Origin of the sequence: Marisediminitalea oceani (genome assembly GCF_003731635.1) — a bacterium.
GTDB lineage: Bacteria > Pseudomonadota > Gammaproteobacteria > Enterobacterales > Alteromonadaceae > Alteromonas > Alteromonas oceani.
The window spans coordinates 19,593-40,745 of the sequence record NZ_RCUA01000081.1; the positions used below are offsets into that span (position 1 = coordinate 19,593).

Sequence of the window (21,153 nt, forward strand, 5' to 3'; positions counted from 1 at the left end):
GATCGTAAAAAGTGGTTAGTTGAACTGATATGCAATGCCGGGGCTTGTTGTTTAATCGTCACTACGTAACTATAGATTCGCATAAAAATAATTTAACGACAGATAAACAGGAGTTTGTGGTGAACTTAACTAAGTTAACCCTGATTGTAGTACTGCTAAGCTTCAGCCAGCTCGCTCTGGCAAAGTTAAAATACTTCCCCCATCCTAATGAGAACGCCCCTTATTCACTGGCCACCCAGGTGGATAATATTGTGTATCTTTCGGGTCAGATCCCGCTCGATGAAAACGGCGAGATGCCAGCCACCATGCCCGCTCAGGCTAAGCAGGTGATGCAAAATGTAAAAATGGCCCTTGATTCGCTGGGACTCGGCATGGAAGACGTGTTTAAGTGCACGGTAATGATAGACGACATCAGCAAGTGGCCCGACTTTAATGCCGTTTATACCACCTTCTTTACCAAGGGCGCCTTACCGGCCCGCAGCGCGTTTGGCGTAGACGGCCTGCCAATGGGCGCCATGGTTGAGGTAGAGTGCATGGCGCATATGCGCCGCATGTAACTCCCTGCAAGCAGCAAGCGGCGGACTCTGTATCCGCCGTGTAGTACTTCGACTTAACCGCCTTTTCAGTTACACTACCGGCGATGTCATACCAAACTCCCAGTCAGGCACTTGAAGTGCTCTACGAAATCAAAAAAAGCAAATTCCACGCGTTTGCTGCCTGCGCGCCCGACCGCGAGACCGCCATGGAACTGCTCGCTCAGAAAAAAGCCCAATACCCCGATGCCCGACATCATTGCTGGGCCTATCTGTTAGGTCGCCCGGACATGCCTGTGAGTGTTGCCTGTTCAGACGACGGAGAACCAAGTGGCACCGCGGGCAAACCGATATTAAACGTGCTACAGCACAAAGACGTGGGCGACGTAATGCTTATTGTTAGCCGATACTTTGGCGGCATAAAACTTGGTGCCGGCGGCCTGGTGCGGGCTTACTCAAGTGCAGCACAGCAGGTAATGGAAAACCTCAAGGTAACGCAACATATCTCACTGGATGAAATCACCGTAAAGGCCGACTTTAAGCACGAGCAGTTTATTCGTCACTGGGTCACGCAGCAGCAGGGCGAAGTGAGCGATTGTCAGTACAGCCATCAGGTAACCATGACAGTTGCCCTGCCCGCCCCGGAAATCGACGGCTTCACCGCGATGTGCCGCAATCAGGGCATTGAAATCGCCAACAACGAATAGCCACACACATCTGACCACCAGAAACTTCGCATAGATATAGCAGTTAAAATCGGGCTGACGTAGCAAAACTGTCACAAAAAATTCAGTGTACAAGTGTTCGCTGAAGCTTTACACTGAGTTGTATTAAAAGAGGAATAATATGACTTCAATACCCAAACGCGCATATTCAGCTGCCGAAGAATGGCTCAATAGCATCAGCCACGGCCTCGCCTGTGTGGCGGCCATTGTGGGATTGGTGTTTATGTTACTGCGTGCCGAAACATCGGTAAGTGTTACCGCTTCGGCTGTTTACGGCGGCACGCTAATTTTTATGTTTTTGTCCTCAACGATATATCATGCGGTAACCCATCAAAAGGCCAAAGGCCTGTTAAAACTGTTTGATCACAGCGCTATCTATTTGCTGATTGCAGGCACTTATACTCCGCTAACGCTGGTAGCCATTGGTGGCCAGCTTGGCGTAATCGCAACCGCATTTATCTGGGTGCTGGCGATAGCCGGTGTGGCCTTTAAGATGATAGCCAGACACCGCTTTCCCAAAGTATCGGTTTTTACTTACCTGATCATGGGTTGGATTGTAGTTGGGTTAATCTACCCGTTGTATCAGGCGATGCCAGGCTCCGGATTGTGGTTGATTGTAGCCGGCGGCCTGTGCTTTAGCATTGGTGTGTTGTTTTATGTCGCCAAGTCAAAAAAATACACCCACGCCATCTGGCATTTGTTTGTAATTGGCGGCTGCAGTTGCCATTACTTTTCAATTTACTATTATGTGGTGTAGAGCACTTAACAGTAGTATTTCGTTATGACATCCAGCCTTTCGTGGTTTAACGTTGGCAACGGGCGCATTACCCTGGGCGCCAGGCCCACACCTGAGTACCTCTTTAAGTTACGCGGCCAAGGAGTTACCCATATTGCGACCATTCAGACATCAGAAGAAAACAAACCTGAGTTAAAAAGTGATGTAGCCGAGGCAGGGCTGCACTGGTTATGGCTCCCGTTCAATATCGCCGATATTTTTGTTAACAACGATACCGAAAAAGCTTTTATGCAACAGTACTTGCAGGAAGTAGCCGAAACCCTGCGCGAAGGCGGCAAAGTTTACCTGCACTGCGATGGTAACTGCGAACGCTGCCGCTTATTCCTTTACGCCCTGTGCATTCACCAGAGGATCCCAGCCAGCAGCGCCTACAACATAATTCACAGCTTCGGCGGCGACAAAGCAAATCAACTCTCCCGCCGCGAATTACAACAAGCCGCTGCGATAGTCGCCTAAGGCAACTTATTCCGTCATCCCGACCACAAATTAACGGCCATCCCGGCCCACGAGCCGGGATCTCCCAAACAGTCTGGCTCACTTTCAATAGGCTTTTTAGAAGATCCCCGCTCAAGAGCATGCGGGGATGACGAAGGTGTTAGCATCCGCGGGATGACTATTTTCATTCCCGTCATCCGGCCAAAAATTTACTGTCATCCCGGCCCCCGAGCCGGGATCTTCCAAACAGTCTGACTAACCCCAAACAACCATTTGGACGATGCTGTATGCCAAGGAGATCTGACTTTCCAAAACAACGATTAAATCAGGCACTTTCCCAAGACCTTGATAACTAACTCAACTTGCCGCGAGCAATCCATTTTCTGAAGGATCTGTTTAACCTGTTGGCGCGACGTCGACAACTGAGTACTTCGATTGTATGCTATTTCAGCAAGCGATTCGGCTGAACAAATTCGCCTTACAATATCTGCCTCGGCGTTAGTCAGACCAAACATATTTGCTAAATCTTGTGTAGCCGGTAATCTACGAGTATCCACCGGTAGCAGCGAAAATTTTAACCCCAGCTCGGGATAATCACCAAACAATACCTGGTTGCTTCTTACCCAGGGAGACAACGCTAATAAGTAAACTTGTCTCGCATCAGTTATCAGCAAATGTCTTTTATTAACGTCACGCTTTAAATTGGTTATGTCGAGCACATGATTAACCAACCCGGAAAGTTGTTGTTGATGATGTTTTTGCTTGAGTCTGAAGAAATCCTGATTACCAGTAAATAGCATCGAGCAGTCAAGCAATTTCTGCGCTGGCTGATTACAATATTCAATCTTAAAATGCTTGTTGGTTAAGAATACGGCTTCATCTAAATGGTTAACGAGATCTTCCAGCAAAGCCTTTTTATGCTCTAACTTATAAAGTCTTCGCGCCAAATTCTGTACCTGTTGGATGTGGGGAATGAAGCGATTAACGTCGCGCACGGTTTGCGCTTCGTAATGCGGTTGTCCCATACTGCGCATAAACGCCATTTCAGTGGTCACGTCGGAATAAGGATCGCCAAGAAAAAGTCCGATTGAGTGCCTAATTTTTTCTGGCCTTGCAAAGTCAGCATATATTTCTGAATTTACAAATTGATGGTCGTCACACACTTTGTGGCTGGCATGGAACTGATTAGGCTTAAAACGGGCCAGGTTTTGAGACCAGATGTCTACTTGGTAAAAGTACTCGCCGTATTTTTGAAAATAATTAGGGCTGAAACCTGATTCATAAAAGCTCAACGGCTCGCCATTAACACCTTTTCGTTCAGTATAAAAACTGTGTGTTGATTCGCTATATTCCGCAATAGATTGAAGCGTTTGTTCCCAGCTGTCCGGTTTATCGACTGTGACATATATTGACTCAATGATTTCTGCAAACTTGGAATTTTTGTCCATGCTACTGCTCACATCTGCGTGCCGCGTTCTCCATTGAACAAATAATAACCTCATTCATGTACCAAATGGTAGTTGTTCCAAAAAACTTCTTTCGGAAAACTACCCTGATTATTTGTCTCTGGTTAGCGATTCAGAATGCAGCTGGAAACACGCGCCTGTCGGATGAAATGTCGGCCCAATAGAGACACAGCAACTTAAGAAGAAGCAGTTGAAAGGAAACACAATGAATTTATTCCAATTGAGCTACATCTTTCTAATGGTGTTATTGTTACAAGCCTGTGGCGGTGGCGGATCGTCAGATCCCATACCAGCTCCCCCCCCCACACCTGCCAATCAATCTCCAACTGTTAGTGCAGGCCAGGATATACAGGTGGAAGAGGGAATGCCCGTTACCTTGCAAGCAACGGCAAGCGATCCTGATGGACAAATTGCTTCTTATACATGGTCACAAGTCAGCGGTCAGGCAGTTTCTCTTACCTCTACGAACAGTGCGACCTTAACTTTTACCGCCCCATCGCTAACTGAACCGAGCACGTTAACCTTTTCTGTCACAGTGGCTGACAATGACGGAGCAGAAACCGTTGATGAAGTAAATGTACTCGTTAACCCAGCGCCTGTTGAGGTGTCTGATTATCGGTTTATCGTTACCCCTATTGAAGGCCTGAACTACAACGTATATCAACCTTCAGAGGATGACCAAGGACCGGTATTGCTTGCAAGTAGTCAAACAACAGAGATGGGCGAATATGAATGCGTTGAAGGTTCATACATTACTTTTTCCCTTGGTCCGATTGAATTAGGTCAGGTTGAGTGCCAGCCGTTTATCAGTCTGTTTTTGTTTTCTCCCTCCGGGGGACTAGACGGCAATAACGTTGTGCAGAATATCAATGTGCTCTTGCAAAGCCTTGATGAAGACTCTGACTACTCAAACGGGATCCAGTTGCCTGACTCCGTGAACGATTCAAGCGATGTATCTGTTATTTATCCAAGCTTTAGTACTGCGTTAGACAACTTTGTGCTCGACCCACTCATAATTGACTTTGTGCAAAACAATAGCGACCTCATGGAACTTATTTCCCCTCAGGAAGCAACAGAAAATTATCAGGACACGATCGACCAGATACAAGACTTTTTTGTTGAAAATGCGCCTGCGGACTGCATTCCCATTGCGTTTCCCTGTGCCCCAGATACCAACACTGTCATTGATGTTGTGCTCAGGACAATTAGCACCTATCAGGATCCAAGAAGTCCGGTGTTTGGCGCGACTGGCGGATCAACGGGTAACTCTAACTATCAGCAGTTATTTAACAGGACATTGTTTAGCGACACAAATTCGCTGCACAACCTTGCTGAACGCTACCCAGATATGTACGACATCACCGAGTTTGCTGACGAAGTTGACACCGGTATTGTAGTATTTTACCGATCTGAGCCTATTCAGGCTGCCGAGACTTTTCTGTATCTGAATGATCGATTTACCGCGCAGTTGCCACATAGAGCTGCTCAGCCAAGCGAACTCAGTGCCGAACAATGTGGCCTGCTAAACCTCAATACACTGACTACCGTAATGCCACAAGGGACGTATAAATTTGGTAGCTATGGCTACGGGGGCAATAGGTGTCGTGCTCCGCTTTCGGAAGACGGACCACTCAATTGTTCGGTATATTATTATGATTTAGCGTCTATTGTAGAAGGAACGTTTACGGTTAATAACGGCGAATGTCTGTATGTGGACGTTTCCGGGGAAGATGTCTCTGTTATTACCAAGTCTGTACAAGGCTCATGGGAGGACATGGATGAGCCATTATTTTCACTGGCAGATTACCCCACCTATGCATTGACAGTGAATTCTGACTTTTTTGTTCGTTTTCAGGTAACCGCACCAGGGTTTACCTCACGCTTATGGGTGCTCGATGAAAACGACAATATCGTTTACGAAACGCCTTCCGATCCTGTTGGTGACGAAGACGTTGAGATTCCCTTGAGGGCGGGCGACTATAAACTGGTTGTAGTCAATGCCGAATTCAATGAACCGGGTGATTTTACGCTTACCGTCATTGGCGACACATCGACTCCGGTGCTCATTCCTGGCGCAACTGACCCTGACCAAAATGAACTTACTACCGTAACGGGTCAAGTGGTCTCAGAAGGCGTTAGCGTTGCCAATGCACAAGTTCGGGTGGAATACGTTGAAGATAATGTAGAAAAGGAAATTATTGAATTTACCGATCAAACCGGGGCTTTTGAGCTTTCCATTCCACTAGAACTGTTACCTGACACATTCCTTATTTTGACAACCAAAGACGGTTACCTGCCAGGCAGTCAAATTGTCTCCAATCAAACGGTGGATGGGATTATCATTGAATTAGAACCGTCGGGTAACAACAAAGTGGCTTTGGAAATCGTACCTAGCTTACATCACCTTGGAGATGATTCTTTTACTGGAGCTTCAAACAGCCAGTTCCAGCGAACGACTGAAGGCACTGAATTCAGTGTAAGTTTCGAACTTACTCCGGAACAGCTTAATTTTACCAGTGTAGTACTGCGTATAAAAATTAAAGGTGTCGATCTTCCGGTGATATTCAAATTCAATGATGCAGAGTATGAACTACCCGGTAATATAACCCCCGCAGACGGAAGCTTTGGCAATTTATCAATCACATTGGATGAAAATACCCCGTTTTCTACACAAAATACACTGACAATAATGTCAACTCAGAATTCATGGGGGGATTACGATGATTTTGAGTTTGCCAACATTATTCTTGAATTTGAATTAGCGTCGGAGCCAGGCATGGTCGACCTGTCACTGTTTGAAGATGACGGCCTACGCACATGTGTTGCAGATCTGAATGAGCTGGAGATCACGCGTATCAATAGTTTATTTTGTTCAAACGCGGGAGTAACGGATCTGGCGGGTTTGGAGCAACTGACTGAGCTAACGACATTGCGATTGTGGAATAATGAAATTAGCGATTTATCGCCAATTGAAAACCTCATTAAGCTGACATCTATAGACGCAGGATATAATAATATTAGCAATATTGAGCCACTGCGAAACCTGATAAACCTTGAGACCGTAGAGCTTGGCGACAACGGAATAATCTCTACTAGCGCATTGCTGAATCTTTCGAATCTCGGTGACCTTGACCTGGAATATAACTCATTGTCTTCGGTCGACGAAATCAGCGCACTGACGTCGCTCTACCGCTTATCGTTGAGTGGCAATCAGATCGGTGACATCTCGTTATTATCGAGGTTACAAAATCTAAGTGACTTGTGGTTACTGGAAATTGACATCTCGTGTGACGCACTTGACTCACTGGAGGCCGCTTTACCGAACACTGATATTAGGCATGACCAGTGTATTTAAACTACTGTTCAGGAGCTCCTATTCCAAATCGCACCATCCCGGAAATACGAAAGTGTTGATCCGGGATCTCCCAAACAGTCTGACTCACCTTAAATAACCTTTTCAGGAGATCCCCGCTCAAGAGCATGCGGGGATGACTGAGGTTGTGCATGTGTGGATGACTGAGGTGGTGCATGTGTGGATGACGATTTTTATTTCTGTCATGACGGCCAAACTATTAATGTCATCCCGGCCAAACTATTAATGTCATCCCGGCCACCGAGCCGGGATCTTCCAAACAGTCTGACTCACCTTAACTAACCTTTATAGGAGATCCCCGCTCAAGAGCCTGCGGGGATGACGAAAGTGGCAGCATGCGGGGATGACTGAGGTGGTGCATGACAAGAGGAGTCCATATACGGGATGACTAAAGTTGATAAAACTGCCTAGATGGCATAATTAGAAAGAGTCACCAGCTGGCGAAAGAAGAGGAAAACAAAAATCTCAGGAATGAGTTAAATCACAGTACAGCTTATCAATAAGGCCACTGAGCAACTGCAACTCATTCATGTCGAGGTTTTTAATCTGACACAACAACTCTTTAGGAATAGCCGCCGCATCGGCTTTTGCTTCTTTCCCCTTAGTTGTTAAAACCACCTGTTTTACTCGCTTGTCCTGCTCTGACGGCTGGATAGAGACATAGCCCTTCTGCTCTAGCTTTTTCAGGATCAGCGTTAATCCACCGGGATCGATACGGCTTTTTTCTACCAGCGCAGAAATAGTGAGCTGTTTATGCTCCCACAGTGCCAGCAGCACCAGGTACTGGGGATAAGTGATATCCATTTTATGCAACAATGGCCGGTAAGCCCGGGTAAACGCATTGGATACGGAATAAAAACGGTGGCACAGCTGGTTGTCCAGCTTTAGCAGATCATCATCTGTCATAACTAAAATACCTCTGCCATTATTTTGCATACAAAATAGTTGTCAGGCAACCAAAGGTTTGCTACTTTTATTTTGCATACAAAGTAAATTTCAGGAGGACACCCCTATGCATAAGTTAGATGATGTACTTTACACTGGCGTAGCAACAGCAACCGGCGGTCGTGGCGGTAAAGCGGAATCTGATGATGGCCGTTTAACTACCGATCTGTCTGTACCAAAAGGTCTGGGCGGTGACGATGGCCCGGGCACTAACCCTGAACAAATGTTTGCCGCTGGCTATGCAGCCTGCTTTATCGGCGCGCTGGGCTTTGTGGCGGGTCAGGAAAAAGTAAAATTACCGGCCGACGTTAAAGTAACCGGCGAAGTAGGCATTGGCCCTATTCCTACTGGCTTTGCGATTAAAGTAAAACTGATCGTGGATTTAGGTGATATCGACACCGACAAAGAAGCCATGGTAGCCAAGGCTCATGAAGTATGCCCTTACTCTAATGCCACCCGCGGTAACGTTGAAGTTGAATTTGAAGTACTCTAACCAGGCACTGTAAGCAATTATTTGAGGAGGCGGGTTTAACCCGCCTCCTTCTCCACCGCTAAAAACGCCCGGCTACTCAACATACCATTTAGTGTGTACATGCACATCATCGCGGCTTAGCAGCTCTTCAGGTTTCATCCAGCCATACTGATTATGCTGTTCTTTTGGCAACTCATCCAAACTGATATTAAGCTCAAGCTCGTAACCCAATACTACATAGTGGGTGGATACGGCTTCATCAAACGCGCTGTCATCATACAAGTGCTCAAACACGCCCATAAATGATGCCGCAGAACGTTCGATAGCCACGCCTAACTCTGCCTTGGTGAGGCGTAAGAATGCGTTATCCAGCTTTTCGTTTTTCTGCACCCGACCTCCTGGCACAAACCAATAGCCCTGCGCCGGGCGGTTAGTGCGATATCCCAGTAGTACCTCGCCCTTAGCGTTTTTCACAATCAGATCGATAGAAACCAGCGGTGTGGCACCGATAATGGTTTGAAACGTGCTTTCGCTTAAAAATGCCAAGTGATTCTCCTTGTGATGCTGGCTTTTATAAGGCTATAGTAACAGTTCCTTCCTTTTATTTATGTATGACTTCGGATGACAGTTCAGGACGAACAACACGCCAGGCGCCGCCCTATCATGAGGCTAATTGCACTGTTTGTGATGCTATCAGTGCTCTTTTTTATTCCGGTGCCCAAGACGTTCCAGCAAAGCCTGGGGTCTGCTGTACTTAACACCGGCCACATCATCTTTTTCTGTTTGTTTGGTTTTGCCTTTTTCCGCTTTACCCAAGGCACACTGAGGTACCGCATTGGATTATTTTTAATTGTGGTGTTTGCTATCAGCCTCAGTGTAGAAAGTATTCAGAGTATGGTTGGGCGGGCTTTTCAGTGGGGCGATATCCTGCGCAATGAGCTAGGCGCGATGCTGGGCTTATCACTGTATTTATGCTTTACGGTTTCCAGTGCCCGTCAGCTATCTTTAAGGCTTACCTGGCTACTGCTTGTGATGATCGCCATAGTTATTGAACGCATGCCGTTGGTTCATGAACTAATGCATAATCATACCTAACGACCCGCTTGACGGGCCCGGCAATAGCACACTTATCATATTTAATACCATACCACCGCTATACATGCTTAAAAGTCGCTCAGTCAGCGACATAATGGTAGTGTGAAAAAGCCACTAACGTACGAAAATCACACAGTCAGCTTTTTTTACAACTGCTATGAGACCTGGTCTCTAAACCACAAAAAACATGTTGAAAATCAATGGTGTAAAATTATGGCACGGAATTCGCTATTAAACGAGAAGAAAGCAGTCAACCGACACAAGGGTAGTAAAATGTGTAAGTTATTTTCATCTCGTAAAGTTTTAACAATCAGCGCATTGCTGTTAAGCAGTGTGGCAACCTTTTCTCAAGCTGCAACCATCTCTTTTGGTGGTGCAACCGCAACAGACGGTTCAGGCTTAACCAGTCAGTATATCGATCCAATCACTGGCGCATCAGTACCAGGTACCTATCTGATCGAAACCTTCGATGCAGCAACAGGCGTTCCGGGCTTCCCTGGTTCTACTGAATATACCACTGCCGGTTTTGAAGACGAGTGTGCGGTAAACAGTATCAACGACAGTCCGTTGGGCATCAACATCGACGGTAACGTTGGCGAAATCAATGTTCGTAAAGGTACTCAGCAACGTGTTGCTGCAGCACCAGCGGGTGACAACACCTGTTACGGCTACCTGACCAACAATGGTTCAGGTACGTCAAGCGCTACTTTCGACTACACGCCAATGCTGTCTTACTTCGATAACCTGTACAGCGAACAGGCACCGTTTGGTATTACTTACCTGGGCTTCTACTGGGGCTCTGTAGATACTTATAACAGCTTCGCGTTCTACTCAGGTCAGGATCTGATTGGTTCACTGACTGGTACAGAACTGCTGGCTGAATTAGACGGAAGCGCAGGCGACAGAACCGGTAGTAACTCTAACGTATACGTTAACATCGAATTCTCACTGGCAGAACAGTTCGACCGCATGGTAGTTACCACTACCGGTATCGCAGGTGAGTTCGATAACATCGTTGTTGGTGTTACTGGTCAGCCAATTGGTCAGGTAAGTGTTCCTGCTCCGGCTACTGCCCTGTTATTTGTTCTTGGTTTAGTTGGTGTTGGCGCAGCCCGCCGCTTCAAAAAGTAAGTAAAGTTCAAACTACCCAATACCAAAAACGGCGCTTGTTAAGCGCCGTTTTTTTATGCGTGCTGTACCTGCTCAGGACAAGCCGGCTCTGATGCAGATTCGGCAACAACATAGCGCATGTAATGACTGGTAATGCTATCCCACCAGTAATCCAATCCCAGCTTGTACATTACCTGCTCACGCAAAATCGGTTCGTCGTACCAGGGCTGCAGTACTTCTTTCCACTTGGCCAGCCTGGCCTCATTTAAACTGTCGGCCGACCAGTCATCCACAAACACCACCGGAAACTTCTGGTAAGCTGCCCGTAAACCAGGCGAGCGAATAATAGGAATGGTACCGTTTAACAGGGCGTGCCAGGCTTTTGGTGAAGGATCGATGCCACCACCTTCCACACACAGCACAAAGCTGTGCTGATGCAGCGCTGTAAAATATTCTTCCAGGCTGACTTCCTCATCGATTATCCGGCAGAAAGATCCCCAATGGCTACTCGCCAGCTTACTTACCTGCTCTCGCGGTGCCCATTGTTCTCCGTCACGGATGCGGTGCGCACAAAGCACGGTATTCGCCCGATGTTTCAAAGGTACCGGGGTGGGATCAACCAGATCCGGCGTGGCATCAGACTCATGATGCACTAACCCCAATGGCAGCGGACTCATGCCTGGCTGACTGGCATCATCCAGATTCTCGGCATACCAGTGAATAAGATAGGGGTGCGCGAGGATACCTTCGATCATCACCCTTTCTTCACTATTAAATGCACGCCATCGCTTATCAATCTGATTAGGTATGGTGATATCTTCAGAACCGCTTACCAGCACAAAAGGCGCGGTTAATTGTGGTAGTACTTCATGATAAAAATAGCTGATCGCCACAAACGGCGCCCGCAACGATAAAAACACGGTTTTGGGAGGCAGGCTTCTGCGCTTTACCAGTGCCGTTTGCGGCGCCTTAAGATCCGACAACACCACCCAGTCACAGCGAGCCGCAATACCATTAATAATGTACTTATCGGCGCCCTGGTTTTTGGGGAAAAGGCGGGTTTGGTGGGCCTCAATCGGGGCACTCTTTAACATCTATACTTCTCAAATAAACGCAAGCGCCATGAGCGGCCTGGTTGTTATGTTATTTGTAATATAAACGATAGTGCCAGTGAGTAAATATGAATGCAAAAATGTTGAGATTGGCAGGCGATTATCTTCGGCCAGTTCCCGCCCAGTAAAATAAGGTTAAATTACTTTAAATACAATTACTTAAATTTTAAACTAGCCCGCGCAGGGTAACTCAGCCGAGAGCTCAAACTGCTTAACGTCAATCAGCTGGCAAAGTAACCCCTGACGGCCGGTGAGTTTGGCGTAGTTATACAGTTCAAATACATTGTTGCTTTGCAGGGTGCGCTCAACATGCGTTAAGCCCAGTGCCGCCATCTCAGCGTTAAACTTACGCCAGTTGTACAAGAAGATTTTAGCAATGCCTAAGTTTACATGCTCATTGTAAGGGCCCATGGTAGTGGCCTGTTGCATGTACTCCTGCAGTTCGCTGTCAAAAGCATCCAGGCGCACCTTAATGCTGATCATGTTGATCCAGGTTTCCGGCCAGCTTGGCCGCAGAGCTGCTGACTGCTGGTAATAGGCTAATGCCTGCTCCAGGTATGGATTTGCCAGCTCATCCTCACCGTAATAATAAAAGGCATACCACTCCTGCCACTTGGCAGCGGTTACCAGATAATGAGGATGGTCGGGATGGTAGCTCAGCATGCCATCTACGGCGTTGCCCAGTTCATCGAGTTGTTCCAGGGTTAACTCACTGGACTGCTTTTCCCAGGCGGTGAGTTTGTTGTACACGGTAAAATAATACACATTAGCAATGCCCCACTGGCTGGCAAACCAAATCACCACCAGGCTTATGGTTACCACTACGCCTTTAATCAGCCAATGCATGGGTATTTCCTTCCAGTATGCGCGCCGGGTTCAGGCTAAACAGCTTTTCTGTAGCGGTGTGGCTTACATGCTCACTAATGAGTGTTGCGGCGGCTGTCATGCGCGGAGGGCGGCGTTTCACGCTGTGGCTGTCCGACGCCACCACCGTTGCAATGTTCTGTTTAATCAGCTCCAGCGCACGCTGTTGGCTAAGCTCTCCAAAATCACCGGTAATCGAGCCGGCAGTCACCTGAAACAAACACCCGCGCTTTACAAACGGCGTAAGCTTGGCGGGCTTCTTCCAGATATCCCGATTGCGCTCAGGGTGAGCAATCATGGGTAAAATGCCATTAGCCAGTAACCAGTCGATAAGCTGCTCGGCCCCTACCGGAATGTGGCTGTGAGGAAACTCCAGTAACAGTACCTTTTTGCCATTCCAGGTGCCTAACAACGGAATATCACCGCTTTGCAGCATAATGGGTAGTTCGGCACACATGCGCACCTCGGCTGCAAAATGCAGGGAGATTTTTTGTTTCAGATTAGCCGGTACCTGAGCGTAAAACTCACGGGCGATACCAGCAATGCCCACAGTAGCGTTATCAAAGGTACCGGGGTTAATATGAGGCGTGGCCATAAAATGGCTAATGCCATCGTCTACCGCCGCTTCCAGCAGCTCTATACTGCCGGAAAGCTCAGCCGGGCCATCATCAATGCCCGGCAGGTAGTGGTTATGCAAATCAATCATCAATGCTTAACTGGCTTTCGCCATGTCCGAGCTACCCTCTTCGGTATAACCGTAATAATCATAGTAGCCGTAGTATTGAGAGGTTTTGCTGTTTACATCAACGCGGTTAAGGATCACGCCATCGATCTTAGCGCCGGCCTCGGTGAGCCTTGATACCGCATTTTTCACCAGATCTTTCTTAGTCGAATCCGACTTGATCACAAACAGGGTGTTATCCGCAATCTTCGAAAGCACCAGTGCATCACTCACCGCCTGGCAAGGGGCCGAGTCGATAATAATGCGCTCGTATTTATTTTTAAGCTGCTCAAGCATAGCGGCAAATTTCTTCGACGATAACAGCTCCAGCGAGTTATGCGTAAACTGGCCGGCTGGCAGTAAATCAATGCCAGATTCCTGATCGTGATAAATACACTCCGCAAACTCGTTACTGTCGGTTAAATAATTAGAAAGCCCCGGCTGATAACCAGGTAGCCCAAAGCGCTTAGCCAGCGACGGGCGGCGTAAATCCGCATCGATGAGCAACACCTTGTTCATTTGCGATAAGCTAAACGCAAAGTTAACCGCCGTAGTAGACTTACCCTCACCAGGAATAGAAGACGTTACCAGGGTAGTAGTACGCGGCGTATTAATGTGGCTTAACATAAAGCTGGTGCGCAGGGTACGAATCGACTCGGTAAACTGCTTTTGCTTTTGATCAAAGTAGGTATGCAGCGGAACGTTTTGACCACGCTTAAGCTTAATTTTTGGCACCAGACCCAAAAAGCGCAGGTGCAACTCATCTTCTACTTCATCAGAGTTGGTAAAGGTATTATTAAGCGCCGCCAGTAAAAGCACTAAACCACAGCCAACAAATACCGAGAGCACCATGGCCAACCCAACAATCAGTGATTTTTTCGGTTTAACCGGAATAATCGGCGGCTGGGCTTCATCAGTAAAGCGGGCATTGGCCGAGTTAAAATCAGAGGTAATATCCATTTCTTTAAAACGGGTAACAATCAGGTCGTTCAGCTCGGTTAACCGCTCTACGTTAGCCTTCAGCTTACGATACTGCGCTTCTTTCTCGCTGGCAGATAAAAACTTACCTTCCGCCTGATTTAACTGCGCCTGGATCTGCCGCTCACTTTCACGCAGGGCACGCAGTTGCGCATCCAAATCGTTTACTTCGGTTTGTAACTGCTTATCCAGCTTGTCGCGAATTTGCTTAAGCTCAGCATTGGCAGCAATCATTTTAGGGTGTTTAGGCCCGTAGGTTTGGTCCAGCTCAGTAAGCTTGGTTTCTGCTGCCAGTTCTGCCTGGCGTAAATTCTGGATTACCGGACTATCATTCAGCACGTTTAAGTCGCGCAGTGCTTTCATTTCGCCGGTTTCTAAATTGTTTAACTGCTTAATGGCATTTTCCAGCTCAAGGCGTTTAGTACGGGTAGCCAGATAGCGATCGTTAAGATTCTTAATGGTGCTGGAGTTCATCGACTGCACACCATCTTCTAGATCAACAATCTGCTCGCTGTTACGAAACGCCTGTAATTCAAGCTCAGCAGCCTGTAAATCACGGGCAACGTTTTCACTGCGTTCCTGCAACCAGTTCATGGCACTATTGGTCATGGCCATTTTGGCAGACATATGGCTATCGATATAAGCATTGCCCAGTGCATTGGCTACATTAGCCGCAAGCTCAGGATCCTGAGATTCGAAAGAGATTTTAACGAGTTGGGTATTGCGAACAGGGTTGATAGATAGCCGTGCTTTAAACCGACTTAAAATAGCCTGTTGAGTAAGGTATTCAGCCCTTTCTTTGCTTAACGATTTAGAGCCATCATTACTGCTCACAAGCCCTTTAACGAAAGCCTTAGCACTATCCAGCAAGCCGGATTCTTTTTCGATAAGCGATGGATTAAATTCTGGTACTTTGGCAAGCTCCAGTTCATCGATAACCTGCTGTGCAAGATTATCCGACTTTAAAATTTCAAACTGGGTGGTTAAGTACTCTTTTTTGCTACCATCCAGGCCATAGACCTCATCAATAGAAACGGCTTTGGCTTGTTCAGTCTCAATAAGCATTGTAGCTGTTGAGCTATATATTGGAGTAATTCGCATTACCCACAAAGCAGTCAAGACTGTCACGCCAAGCGCCAAAAAAGTGATGCGCCATTTGTTAAACCAAAGCGTTTTTATATATTGCGACAAATCGATAATATCGTCGTCGCTGTTACTGGTGGTATTGGTTAATTCACTATTACTCATTGCCCTACTCTCTCATCCCTACTACTGCAATCCCAGGCGCTTTTATTAATAATTTAAAAAAAGCTTTGGGCAATTGTAATGGTATCACCCGGCTCAATGGCCATATCTAACTGCACATTTTGTATAACGGTAAGCTCGCCTTTTACAAAGCGCTTTAACTCAATTTTTTCATCACTTGCACGTTCGGTCATACCGCCTGCAATGGCAATTGCTTGCCTAACCGTTAAGCCTGGCTGGTAGGCATAATGTTGGGGTTTTTTCACTTCACCCAAAATAAAAAACGGTCGGTATTCAATTACTGATACGTTAACGCTAGGATCATCCAAATAATCCCCTTTAAGTCCATCTGCAATCAACCAACGCACCTGAGCTACCGTTCTGCCAATAACGTTAATATCGCCTAAAAACGGGTAACGGATAGTCCCATCGCCACCAATGCGGGTTTCAAAACTTAAATCCTCTTCCCCATGCACCTGAATACTAATAGTATCACCCGTTCCCAGGATATAATCAGCCGCATCCTGAGCATAACTAATAGAAACAAACAGACTTACAATAGTCAGTGCTGTTAATGAAATACCTTTTAGTAACTTCAACATTATATAACTCCTTTAAAACCCAGCATAAATACCTGATTATCGTAATCAAATCTCTCTAGAGTTGAGCTGTTCAGTGTAACACTGTATTCGGCATTTACCGTTAACCATTTGGCTAACTGCCTACTGTAAGCTACTCCGAGGTAATTTCGCTTTTCAGTTCTCTGGTTACTACCTTTCTCATCTAAATTTAGAAATTGATACGTAATAGCAGTAGCCGTGATATCTGACCAGGCGTGCTGCCAATTAATTAACAATGTTGTATTCACTATCAAATCAGAAAAGCCTGATTCCCCGGTACGTCGAGACAAGTTAAAGTCGACTGTTGAATAAGTTTTAGGGCTCCAGGTAACACCTGCATCAACTGTTAAACCTGTGTAGGTTGCTCGCAGGTCACTATCGAAATCTCGCTTCTCGTAACCTATTTTGAAAAGCCCTGTTGTTTTAGCTAATCCGGACCATTTTGCACCAATTAGATACCGGGAAACTACGGAATCTCGACTCCCAACTACATCAAGAAGATCATAACTGACATCCTGCACCGATGCATCAAATGTTAAACTCGTTACAGCACCAACGTTATAATCAAACCAAGCATGAGCAGTCGACGAGTCATAATTCAAGCGATCGGTAAACTCACTAAAGTTGTCAAAGCTATAATCAAGATAACTGAACTCTCCGCCTATTCGACCAATAGCAGCCTTGCTGCCGTATTCATAAGCCAAAGAAGCATCATTTTGGGTGTATTGCAAAGGCTCAGCTAGAGGTACATCCAGATAGCGGGTATATCCAATCCCCCTTTGCTGGTGAAAGTTTGTTGTTGAAAGTGATACGTCGGCACGATGGCGACTGGTTGGCTCGTAGTGGCCCGCGTAGCTCGCTGACCAGTCGGTAAAATCATCCTGTTCAGAATCAGCATAACGGCGATCATTAAATAAAAAATCGACCACATGCTCCATTGCACCTGGATTTAAAGACAAACCAAGTTGACCTTCAGTCTCCCAAAATGACGAGCTCAATTCGTTTTCACTCATTAATGCAACGTTGCTGTCGTAACCCACACCAACCAGTAATGAGGCGTTTACTTGAGCACCATTATCAAGAACAACACCATCAGCCATACATAGGGGTGACATAACTAATGATGCTAAAGTTAATGTTCGCGTACTAATCAATCGCATTAAAATCCCTTTATCGCAGCTAAATCTGTAGATCAGCTAAATCATATAATAAGAATAAAAAACTAAACAGCATTGTCACTAAAATTCTCAGTATGCCGTTGCTATCAAAAACCTGCCCCGTACCAACTTTCAGTATTGATATTACCAAAGTCACTCGGAAGGCTATTTATGCATTACCCGTTCCCAAATTATTTTACCGAGAACTGTTTTTGGTTTGTTTGCGTTTTACAAATTACCGCAAGGATTAGCACCGCAAGAAAGTTAACCGTGGTCGCAGGTGCCTGAAGCGGAAAATCTACCGCTATATGCATCAGCATAGCGATAATCGCCATGATGCATCCAAACGCTAAGCCTTGGTAAAAACTGTCTCTGCGCTCTTTCAGCGCTCTTATAGCGCTGTATAAACAATACAACACCATCAAACCTAATATCAGCGTAGGTAGCACACCATACTCCACAGCAAACTGAATGTATTCGTTATGAGCATGATCGTATAAACCATGGATAGTGTAGTGATGCACTTGTGGGAAAGCCGTATAGAATGTACCAGCACCGGTTCCGGTTAGCCACTCATCCTGTATTAACGGGATGGATAGGGCTACTACATCATCGCGCGTTTCACTTTGGAAAGACGTAGAGTCAACACGTTCTTTTACTTTCTCTATGCCGAACAGCGCACCCACTATTGCGATATCAAGCACAATAAAACTTAGCACCAACCACTTTAATACCCTTGGAGGACGCTTCATTAACCACAAGGCTAAAAGTGAAGTGGCTACCAGGCTAACAAAGAAGGCCGCGTTACCCATGCGAGAGCGAGTGAGTATCAGTGCAACAACTATACAAATGATGCTGACCCGAATCAGCCATTTGCTGCTAAGTAGCGCATCAAAAACAGACATTAACTGGCGCTTTAAGTTGGCTGACTTGTTTTTACGAGTAAGTTGGCTGATCAAAAAGCCTATGGTTAAAGAAACGCCAATAAGAAGATAGTTAGCTAAGTGATTGGCATACACAAAACTACCCGTCGCTCTGTTCGATAGTTGCATGCTGAGTACCGGAGAATGGGACTCTCCCGAGTATTGTAAATAGGTAGCGTATAGCGCCTGAAATGCCGCTGCGCTTATTAATGTATAACAGAAGGTGGTTACTTTATTTTTATCGGTTAAATGCCATGCACAGCACGCAATAAATAAACAATAGCTTAGGCCTTTTAGTAATGAAATTTCAGATTGATTAATATCATTACTAATCGGACCACCACCCAAAGGTAGTATTTGAGCTATTGTCCAAACCTGTAACAGGAATATAGGCACCAATATTGGGAGAATGTGTTTAAATGGTGCATAAAGTGTTTTAGGAGGGGTAGTCATTACTGTAAGAAGAGAGATTACTGCGATGAGTATCTCAAATATGCTCCATGCCCAGGGTCTGTTAGAACCTATGGGTAAAGGCAGAATAAAAAGAGTGAGTAAGAGCAGATAAAAACTTAGCTTAAAAACACTATTCGCAGTCATATCAGGATGTTCTTGCAAGTAAAACAAAACAGGCCCTCAACGGGCCTGAATTTTAGTTATTAGAGATTGAAACACCGCCGCCGCCTGAGCCGCCGCCAGTGGGTGGAACCGGTGGAGGAGGTGGTGGTGGTGGATTGCTCGAAATTGGTGGCAAGCTGAAGAAAAACGCTGTTGGTTCAAGCATTAGGGTAGGATCGATACCTAAACCCAAGGCAGTCGCTACCAGTGTATCTTCCGATAAACCCGCTTTAACTGCTGCTTGATAAACCACGTTGGCTTGTTCTGCATTATTTTTGAACAAGCCTTCGACAAACGCTTTTGAATCATCAGCACTTTCAATTGCCTGAACTAATGATTCACCATACTTAGCAACATCATTCTTATCTAACGCACTCAAAGAAACTAGTGTGCTGTTAGATTGTAATTGCTCTTTTGCAGAGTCCAGCGTTAACGAAAACGCTGAGCTGCAGAGTAGAGAGCCTACAACTACTGCTAATACTTTTTTCATAATTCGTTTCCTTGAATCTGTCAAATTACTTACGAAGCTTACGACCGCCTGCTAATCCTAGCATACCTAATGCCAAGATGCCTAAGCTAGCTGGAGCTGGTACACCCGGAGTTGGTGGCTCAACCGGTGGAACTTCCAAGTCAATCGCATAAATCTGTGCGTCGCCAACGTAAGCCTGGCCTTCTAACACGGCAAATGCATAGTAGTCGCCTGCATCATTTTCAAGAGAAAAACTTGTCTCGTATGGACCGCTTACGAAGCCCTGAAAGAAGCTTGAAAATACCAGCTCCTGCGATGCAGTAGCAACTGCCTGAGCAGCAACGATATCGCTCCAGGTTACAGAGTAACCAAGCGGATCGTAACCTAAGAATCCACCAGCAGAATTCAGATAACCAAATTGAACAGTCAATAAGCCATCATCATTCCAATCGTCAGTTGCTTCATCAAGTGCAATCAGCTGAAATTGAACGGTTGCAAATACATCGTCATCAACACTAAAGCCATAATCGACAGCTGTCCCCTGAATTTCAACCGATAAATCAGTTGATGGGGTCACTCCATCAGGAAGTGTTACAAATGCTGCATTAGAACTTAATGAAAACAACAGAGTAGATAATGCTATTAAATACTTTTTCATGAGTGGAGTCCCTTAACTCTTGTGTGCGTTTCAAGCAGTAAAGACGTATTTCTTTCCAGCTTGGTATAGTTACAAGGCTAATTTGCTAACTGCCATTGCCTTTGTAGACTTAACTGCAAATTAAATACCAAAAATTCAAATTTTATTTATAACAAACACTTAGAGATCATATTGGTAGTGTGGGAGATTAACTGAAGTCGAATATGTAAAATAATCAGACACATACATTTTATTAACATTCGACATCTTTCCCTCAAATGATGAAAAGACCTTAGTCGTCAGTAGCAACGCTTTTTAGTATGTCCTGCCATTTACTCAGGCTATTGGCTTCAGCTACTTTTTTTCCTATCACCTTTTTATCTGGAACCCAAACTCCTAACTCGTTAAAGCTATAAATAAAGTCCAGATCAGGCCTTTTACTCTCCGGCAAAACAGCCGGGTTGTAACTATCGAGCACAAACCAGGCCTCTTCGGCTTGATCATTGTAAAGGAGTACCATGTGTGCCTGATTACCGTTGAGGGTAACGTAGCTTAAGGCTAACAATTCCTTTGGTACATTTTCGGCAACTAACTCAAAATATTTGGCTATGGCGAAATCTTCACAATCACCGGCACCTTTGGCTGCAAACTCTTTCGGGGTTGCCCAGTGATCTTCCTCTGCCCATAATGTCAGGTCATCAGATACGCTATAGTTGCTATTAAAATAAGCATTCACCGCTTTAACCCTAGGCCAGTAATTCTCGCCCGCATGACTCACTCCGGGCCAAGTCAGGCCCAGAGTTACAATTAGCACTATTTTAAAAGAGGCAGTAGTTCTCATTCGGTAGTCATGCTTTGCGTA

General features: G+C 45.8%; 21 protein-coding genes. 8 read left to right on the forward strand and 13 right to left on the reverse strand.

The genetic code is table 11. From position 1 onward, the window contains the following. Positions 1-119: 119 nt before the first annotated feature. From D9T21_RS20385 to D9T21_RS20400, 4 genes are all read left to right on the forward strand, one after another. On the forward strand, positions 120-557 hold the full coding sequence (locus D9T21_RS20385; protein ID WP_241155775.1) for a RidA family protein: 438 nt from the start codon (positions 120-122) through the stop codon (positions 555-557). 83 nt (positions 558-640) lie between these two features. Next, complete coding sequence (locus D9T21_RS20390; protein ID WP_123327021.1) at positions 641-1,240, forward strand: YigZ family protein; 600 nt, start codon at positions 641-643, stop codon at positions 1,238-1,240. A 139-nt stretch (positions 1,241-1,379) separates the two neighbouring features. Beyond that, positions 1,380-2,015, forward strand: coding sequence for a PAQR family membrane homeostasis protein TrhA (gene trhA, locus D9T21_RS20395; protein WP_123327022.1), 636 nt, complete (start codon positions 1,380-1,382; stop codon positions 2,013-2,015). 24 nt (positions 2,016-2,039) lie between these two features. Then, positions 2,040-2,510 carry a protein-tyrosine phosphatase family protein gene (locus tag D9T21_RS20400; RefSeq protein WP_123327023.1) on the forward strand — a complete coding sequence of 157 codons (471 nt, stop codon included), beginning with the start codon at positions 2,040-2,042 and terminating at the stop codon, positions 2,508-2,510. A gap of 299 nt (positions 2,511-2,809) precedes the next feature. On the opposite strand, the gene D9T21_RS20405 is transcribed toward D9T21_RS20400, so the two are convergent. Further along, positions 2,810-3,937: a PAS domain-containing protein gene (locus D9T21_RS20405; RefSeq protein WP_123327024.1), complete on the reverse strand. Its 1,128-nt coding sequence runs from the start codon at positions 3,935-3,937 to the stop codon at positions 2,810-2,812. A 223-nt stretch (positions 3,938-4,160) separates the two neighbouring features. Between D9T21_RS20405 and D9T21_RS20410 the strand changes: the two genes are divergently transcribed. Beyond that, positions 4,161-7,310 (forward strand): PKD domain-containing protein, encoded by a 3,150-nt coding sequence (locus D9T21_RS20410; RefSeq protein WP_164464780.1) that lies wholly within the window; start codon positions 4,161-4,163, stop codon positions 7,308-7,310. Positions 7,311-7,793: 483 nt separating this feature from the next. On the opposite strand, the gene D9T21_RS20415 is transcribed toward D9T21_RS20410, so the two are convergent. After that, positions 7,794-8,234 carry a MarR family winged helix-turn-helix transcriptional regulator gene (locus D9T21_RS20415; protein ID WP_123327026.1) on the reverse strand — a complete coding sequence of 147 codons (441 nt, stop codon included), beginning with the start codon at positions 8,232-8,234 and terminating at the stop codon, positions 7,794-7,796. A 106-nt stretch (positions 8,235-8,340) separates the two neighbouring features. On the opposite strand from D9T21_RS20415, the gene D9T21_RS20420 reads away from it, so the two are divergent. Continuing rightward, positions 8,341-8,766: an organic hydroperoxide resistance protein gene (locus D9T21_RS20420; RefSeq protein ID WP_123327027.1), complete on the forward strand. Its 426-nt coding sequence runs from the start codon at positions 8,341-8,343 to the stop codon at positions 8,764-8,766. Between the two features lie 72 nt (positions 8,767-8,838). Here the strand turns inward: D9T21_RS20420 and D9T21_RS20425 are convergent, their stop codons facing one another. After that, entirely contained in the window at positions 8,839-9,291 is a 453-nt protein-coding gene (locus D9T21_RS20425; RefSeq protein WP_123327028.1) for a GDP-mannose mannosyl hydrolase, read from the reverse strand. A 117-nt stretch (positions 9,292-9,408) separates the two neighbouring features. Between D9T21_RS20425 and D9T21_RS20430 the strand changes: the two genes are divergently transcribed. Then, positions 9,409-9,840 (forward strand): VanZ family protein, encoded by a 432-nt coding sequence (locus tag D9T21_RS20430; protein WP_164464781.1) that lies wholly within the window; start codon positions 9,409-9,411, stop codon positions 9,838-9,840. Positions 9,841-10,113: 273 nt separating this feature from the next. Further along, a complete protein-coding gene (locus D9T21_RS20435; protein ID WP_123327030.1) occupies positions 10,114-10,971 on the forward strand; it encodes a PEP-CTERM sorting domain-containing protein in 858 nt (285 codons plus the stop codon). Between the two features lie 53 nt (positions 10,972-11,024). Here the strand turns inward: D9T21_RS20435 and D9T21_RS20440 are convergent, their stop codons facing one another. The 10 genes from D9T21_RS20440 to D9T21_RS20485 form a co-directional block, all read right to left on the reverse strand. Beyond that, a complete protein-coding gene (locus D9T21_RS20440; protein ID WP_123327031.1) occupies positions 11,025-12,044 on the reverse strand; it encodes a hypothetical protein in 1,020 nt (339 codons plus the stop codon). Between the two features lie 189 nt (positions 12,045-12,233). Next, a complete protein-coding gene (locus D9T21_RS20445; protein WP_123327032.1) occupies positions 12,234-12,908 on the reverse strand; it encodes a VpsP family polysaccharide biosynthesis protein in 675 nt (224 codons plus the stop codon). Next, positions 12,892-13,632 (reverse strand): tyrosine-protein phosphatase, encoded by a 741-nt coding sequence (locus tag D9T21_RS20450; RefSeq protein WP_123327033.1) that lies wholly within the window; start codon positions 13,630-13,632, stop codon positions 12,892-12,894. Before D9T21_RS20450 ends, D9T21_RS20445 begins: the two co-directional genes overlap by 17 nt. A gap of 6 nt (positions 13,633-13,638) precedes the next feature. Further along, positions 13,639-15,873: a GumC family protein gene (locus tag D9T21_RS20455; protein WP_123327034.1), complete on the reverse strand. Its 2,235-nt coding sequence runs from the start codon at positions 15,871-15,873 to the stop codon at positions 13,639-13,641. A 53-nt stretch (positions 15,874-15,926) separates the two neighbouring features. Beyond that, positions 15,927-16,472: a polysaccharide biosynthesis/export family protein gene (locus tag D9T21_RS20460; protein ID WP_123327035.1), complete on the reverse strand. Its 546-nt coding sequence runs from the start codon at positions 16,470-16,472 to the stop codon at positions 15,927-15,929. Continuing rightward, positions 16,472-17,650, reverse strand: a complete 1,179-nt coding sequence (locus D9T21_RS20465) for an outer membrane beta-barrel protein (protein WP_123327036.1) — start codon at positions 17,648-17,650, stop codon at positions 16,472-16,474. The genes D9T21_RS20460 and D9T21_RS20465 overlap by 1 nt, the downstream gene beginning before the upstream one ends. Positions 17,651-17,838: 188 nt before the next feature. Further along, complete coding sequence (locus D9T21_RS20470) at positions 17,839-19,167, reverse strand: O-antigen ligase family protein (protein WP_123327037.1); 1,329 nt, start codon at positions 19,165-19,167, stop codon at positions 17,839-17,841. A gap of 52 nt (positions 19,168-19,219) precedes the next feature. Next, positions 19,220-19,675, reverse strand: coding sequence for a hypothetical protein (locus tag D9T21_RS20475; RefSeq protein ID WP_123327038.1), 456 nt, complete (start codon positions 19,673-19,675; stop codon positions 19,220-19,222). Between the two features lie 25 nt (positions 19,676-19,700). After that, complete coding sequence (locus tag D9T21_RS20480; protein ID WP_123327039.1) at positions 19,701-20,312, reverse strand: hypothetical protein; 612 nt, start codon at positions 20,310-20,312, stop codon at positions 19,701-19,703. A gap of 271 nt (positions 20,313-20,583) precedes the next feature. Next, positions 20,584-21,132, reverse strand: coding sequence for a transglutaminase-like cysteine peptidase (locus D9T21_RS20485; protein ID WP_123327040.1), 549 nt, complete (start codon positions 21,130-21,132; stop codon positions 20,584-20,586). Positions 21,133-21,153 lie beyond the last annotated feature (21 nt).

Bases quoted from the DNA above. Each gene is read 5' to 3' on its own strand.
- D9T21_RS20390 (WP_123327021.1), top strand. From the start codon at position 641: ATGTCATACCAAACTCCCAGTCAGGCACTTGAAGTGCTCTACGAAATC.
- trhA (WP_123327022.1), top strand. From the start codon at position 1,380: ATGACTTCAATACCCAAACGCGCATATTCAGCTGCCGAAGAATGGCTC.
- D9T21_RS20400 (WP_123327023.1), top strand. From the start codon at position 2,040: ATGACATCCAGCCTTTCGTGGTTTAACGTTGGCAACGGGCGCATTACC.
- D9T21_RS20405 (WP_123327024.1), bottom strand. From the start codon at position 3,937: ATGGACAAAAATTCCAAGTTTGCAGAAATCATTGAGTCAATATATGTC.
- D9T21_RS20410 (WP_164464780.1), top strand. From the start codon at position 4,161: ATGAATTTATTCCAATTGAGCTACATCTTTCTAATGGTGTTATTGTTA.
- D9T21_RS20415 (WP_123327026.1), bottom strand. From the start codon at position 8,234: ATGACAGATGATGATCTGCTAAAGCTGGACAACCAGCTGTGCCACCGT.
- D9T21_RS20420 (WP_123327027.1), top strand. From the start codon at position 8,341: ATGCATAAGTTAGATGATGTACTTTACACTGGCGTAGCAACAGCAACC.
- D9T21_RS20430 (WP_164464781.1), top strand. From the start codon at position 9,409: ATGAGGCTAATTGCACTGTTTGTGATGCTATCAGTGCTCTTTTTTATT.
- D9T21_RS20435 (WP_123327030.1), top strand. From the start codon at position 10,114: ATGTGTAAGTTATTTTCATCTCGTAAAGTTTTAACAATCAGCGCATTG.
- D9T21_RS20440 (WP_123327031.1), bottom strand. From the start codon at position 12,044: ATGTTAAAGAGTGCCCCGATTGAGGCCCACCAAACCCGCCTTTTCCCC.
- D9T21_RS20445 (WP_123327032.1), bottom strand. From the start codon at position 12,908: ATGCATTGGCTGATTAAAGGCGTAGTGGTAACCATAAGCCTGGTGGTG.
- D9T21_RS20450 (WP_123327033.1), bottom strand. From the start codon at position 13,632: ATGATTGATTTGCATAACCACTACCTGCCGGGCATTGATGATGGCCCG.
- D9T21_RS20455 (WP_123327034.1), bottom strand. From the start codon at position 15,873: ATGAGTAATAGTGAATTAACCAATACCACCAGTAACAGCGACGACGAT.
- D9T21_RS20460 (WP_123327035.1), bottom strand. From the start codon at position 16,472: ATGTTGAAGTTACTAAAAGGTATTTCATTAACAGCACTGACTATTGTA.
- D9T21_RS20465 (WP_123327036.1), bottom strand. From the start codon at position 17,650: ATGCGATTGATTAGTACGCGAACATTAACTTTAGCATCATTAGTTATG.
- D9T21_RS20470 (WP_123327037.1), bottom strand. From the start codon at position 19,167: ATGACTGCGAATAGTGTTTTTAAGCTAAGTTTTTATCTGCTCTTACTC.
- D9T21_RS20475 (WP_123327038.1), bottom strand. From the start codon at position 19,675: ATGAAAAAAGTATTAGCAGTAGTTGTAGGCTCTCTACTCTGCAGCTCA.
- D9T21_RS20480 (WP_123327039.1), bottom strand. From the start codon at position 20,312: ATGAAAAAGTATTTAATAGCATTATCTACTCTGTTGTTTTCATTAAGT.
- D9T21_RS20485 (WP_123327040.1), bottom strand. From the start codon at position 21,132: ATGAGAACTACTGCCTCTTTTAAAATAGTGCTAATTGTAACTCTGGGC.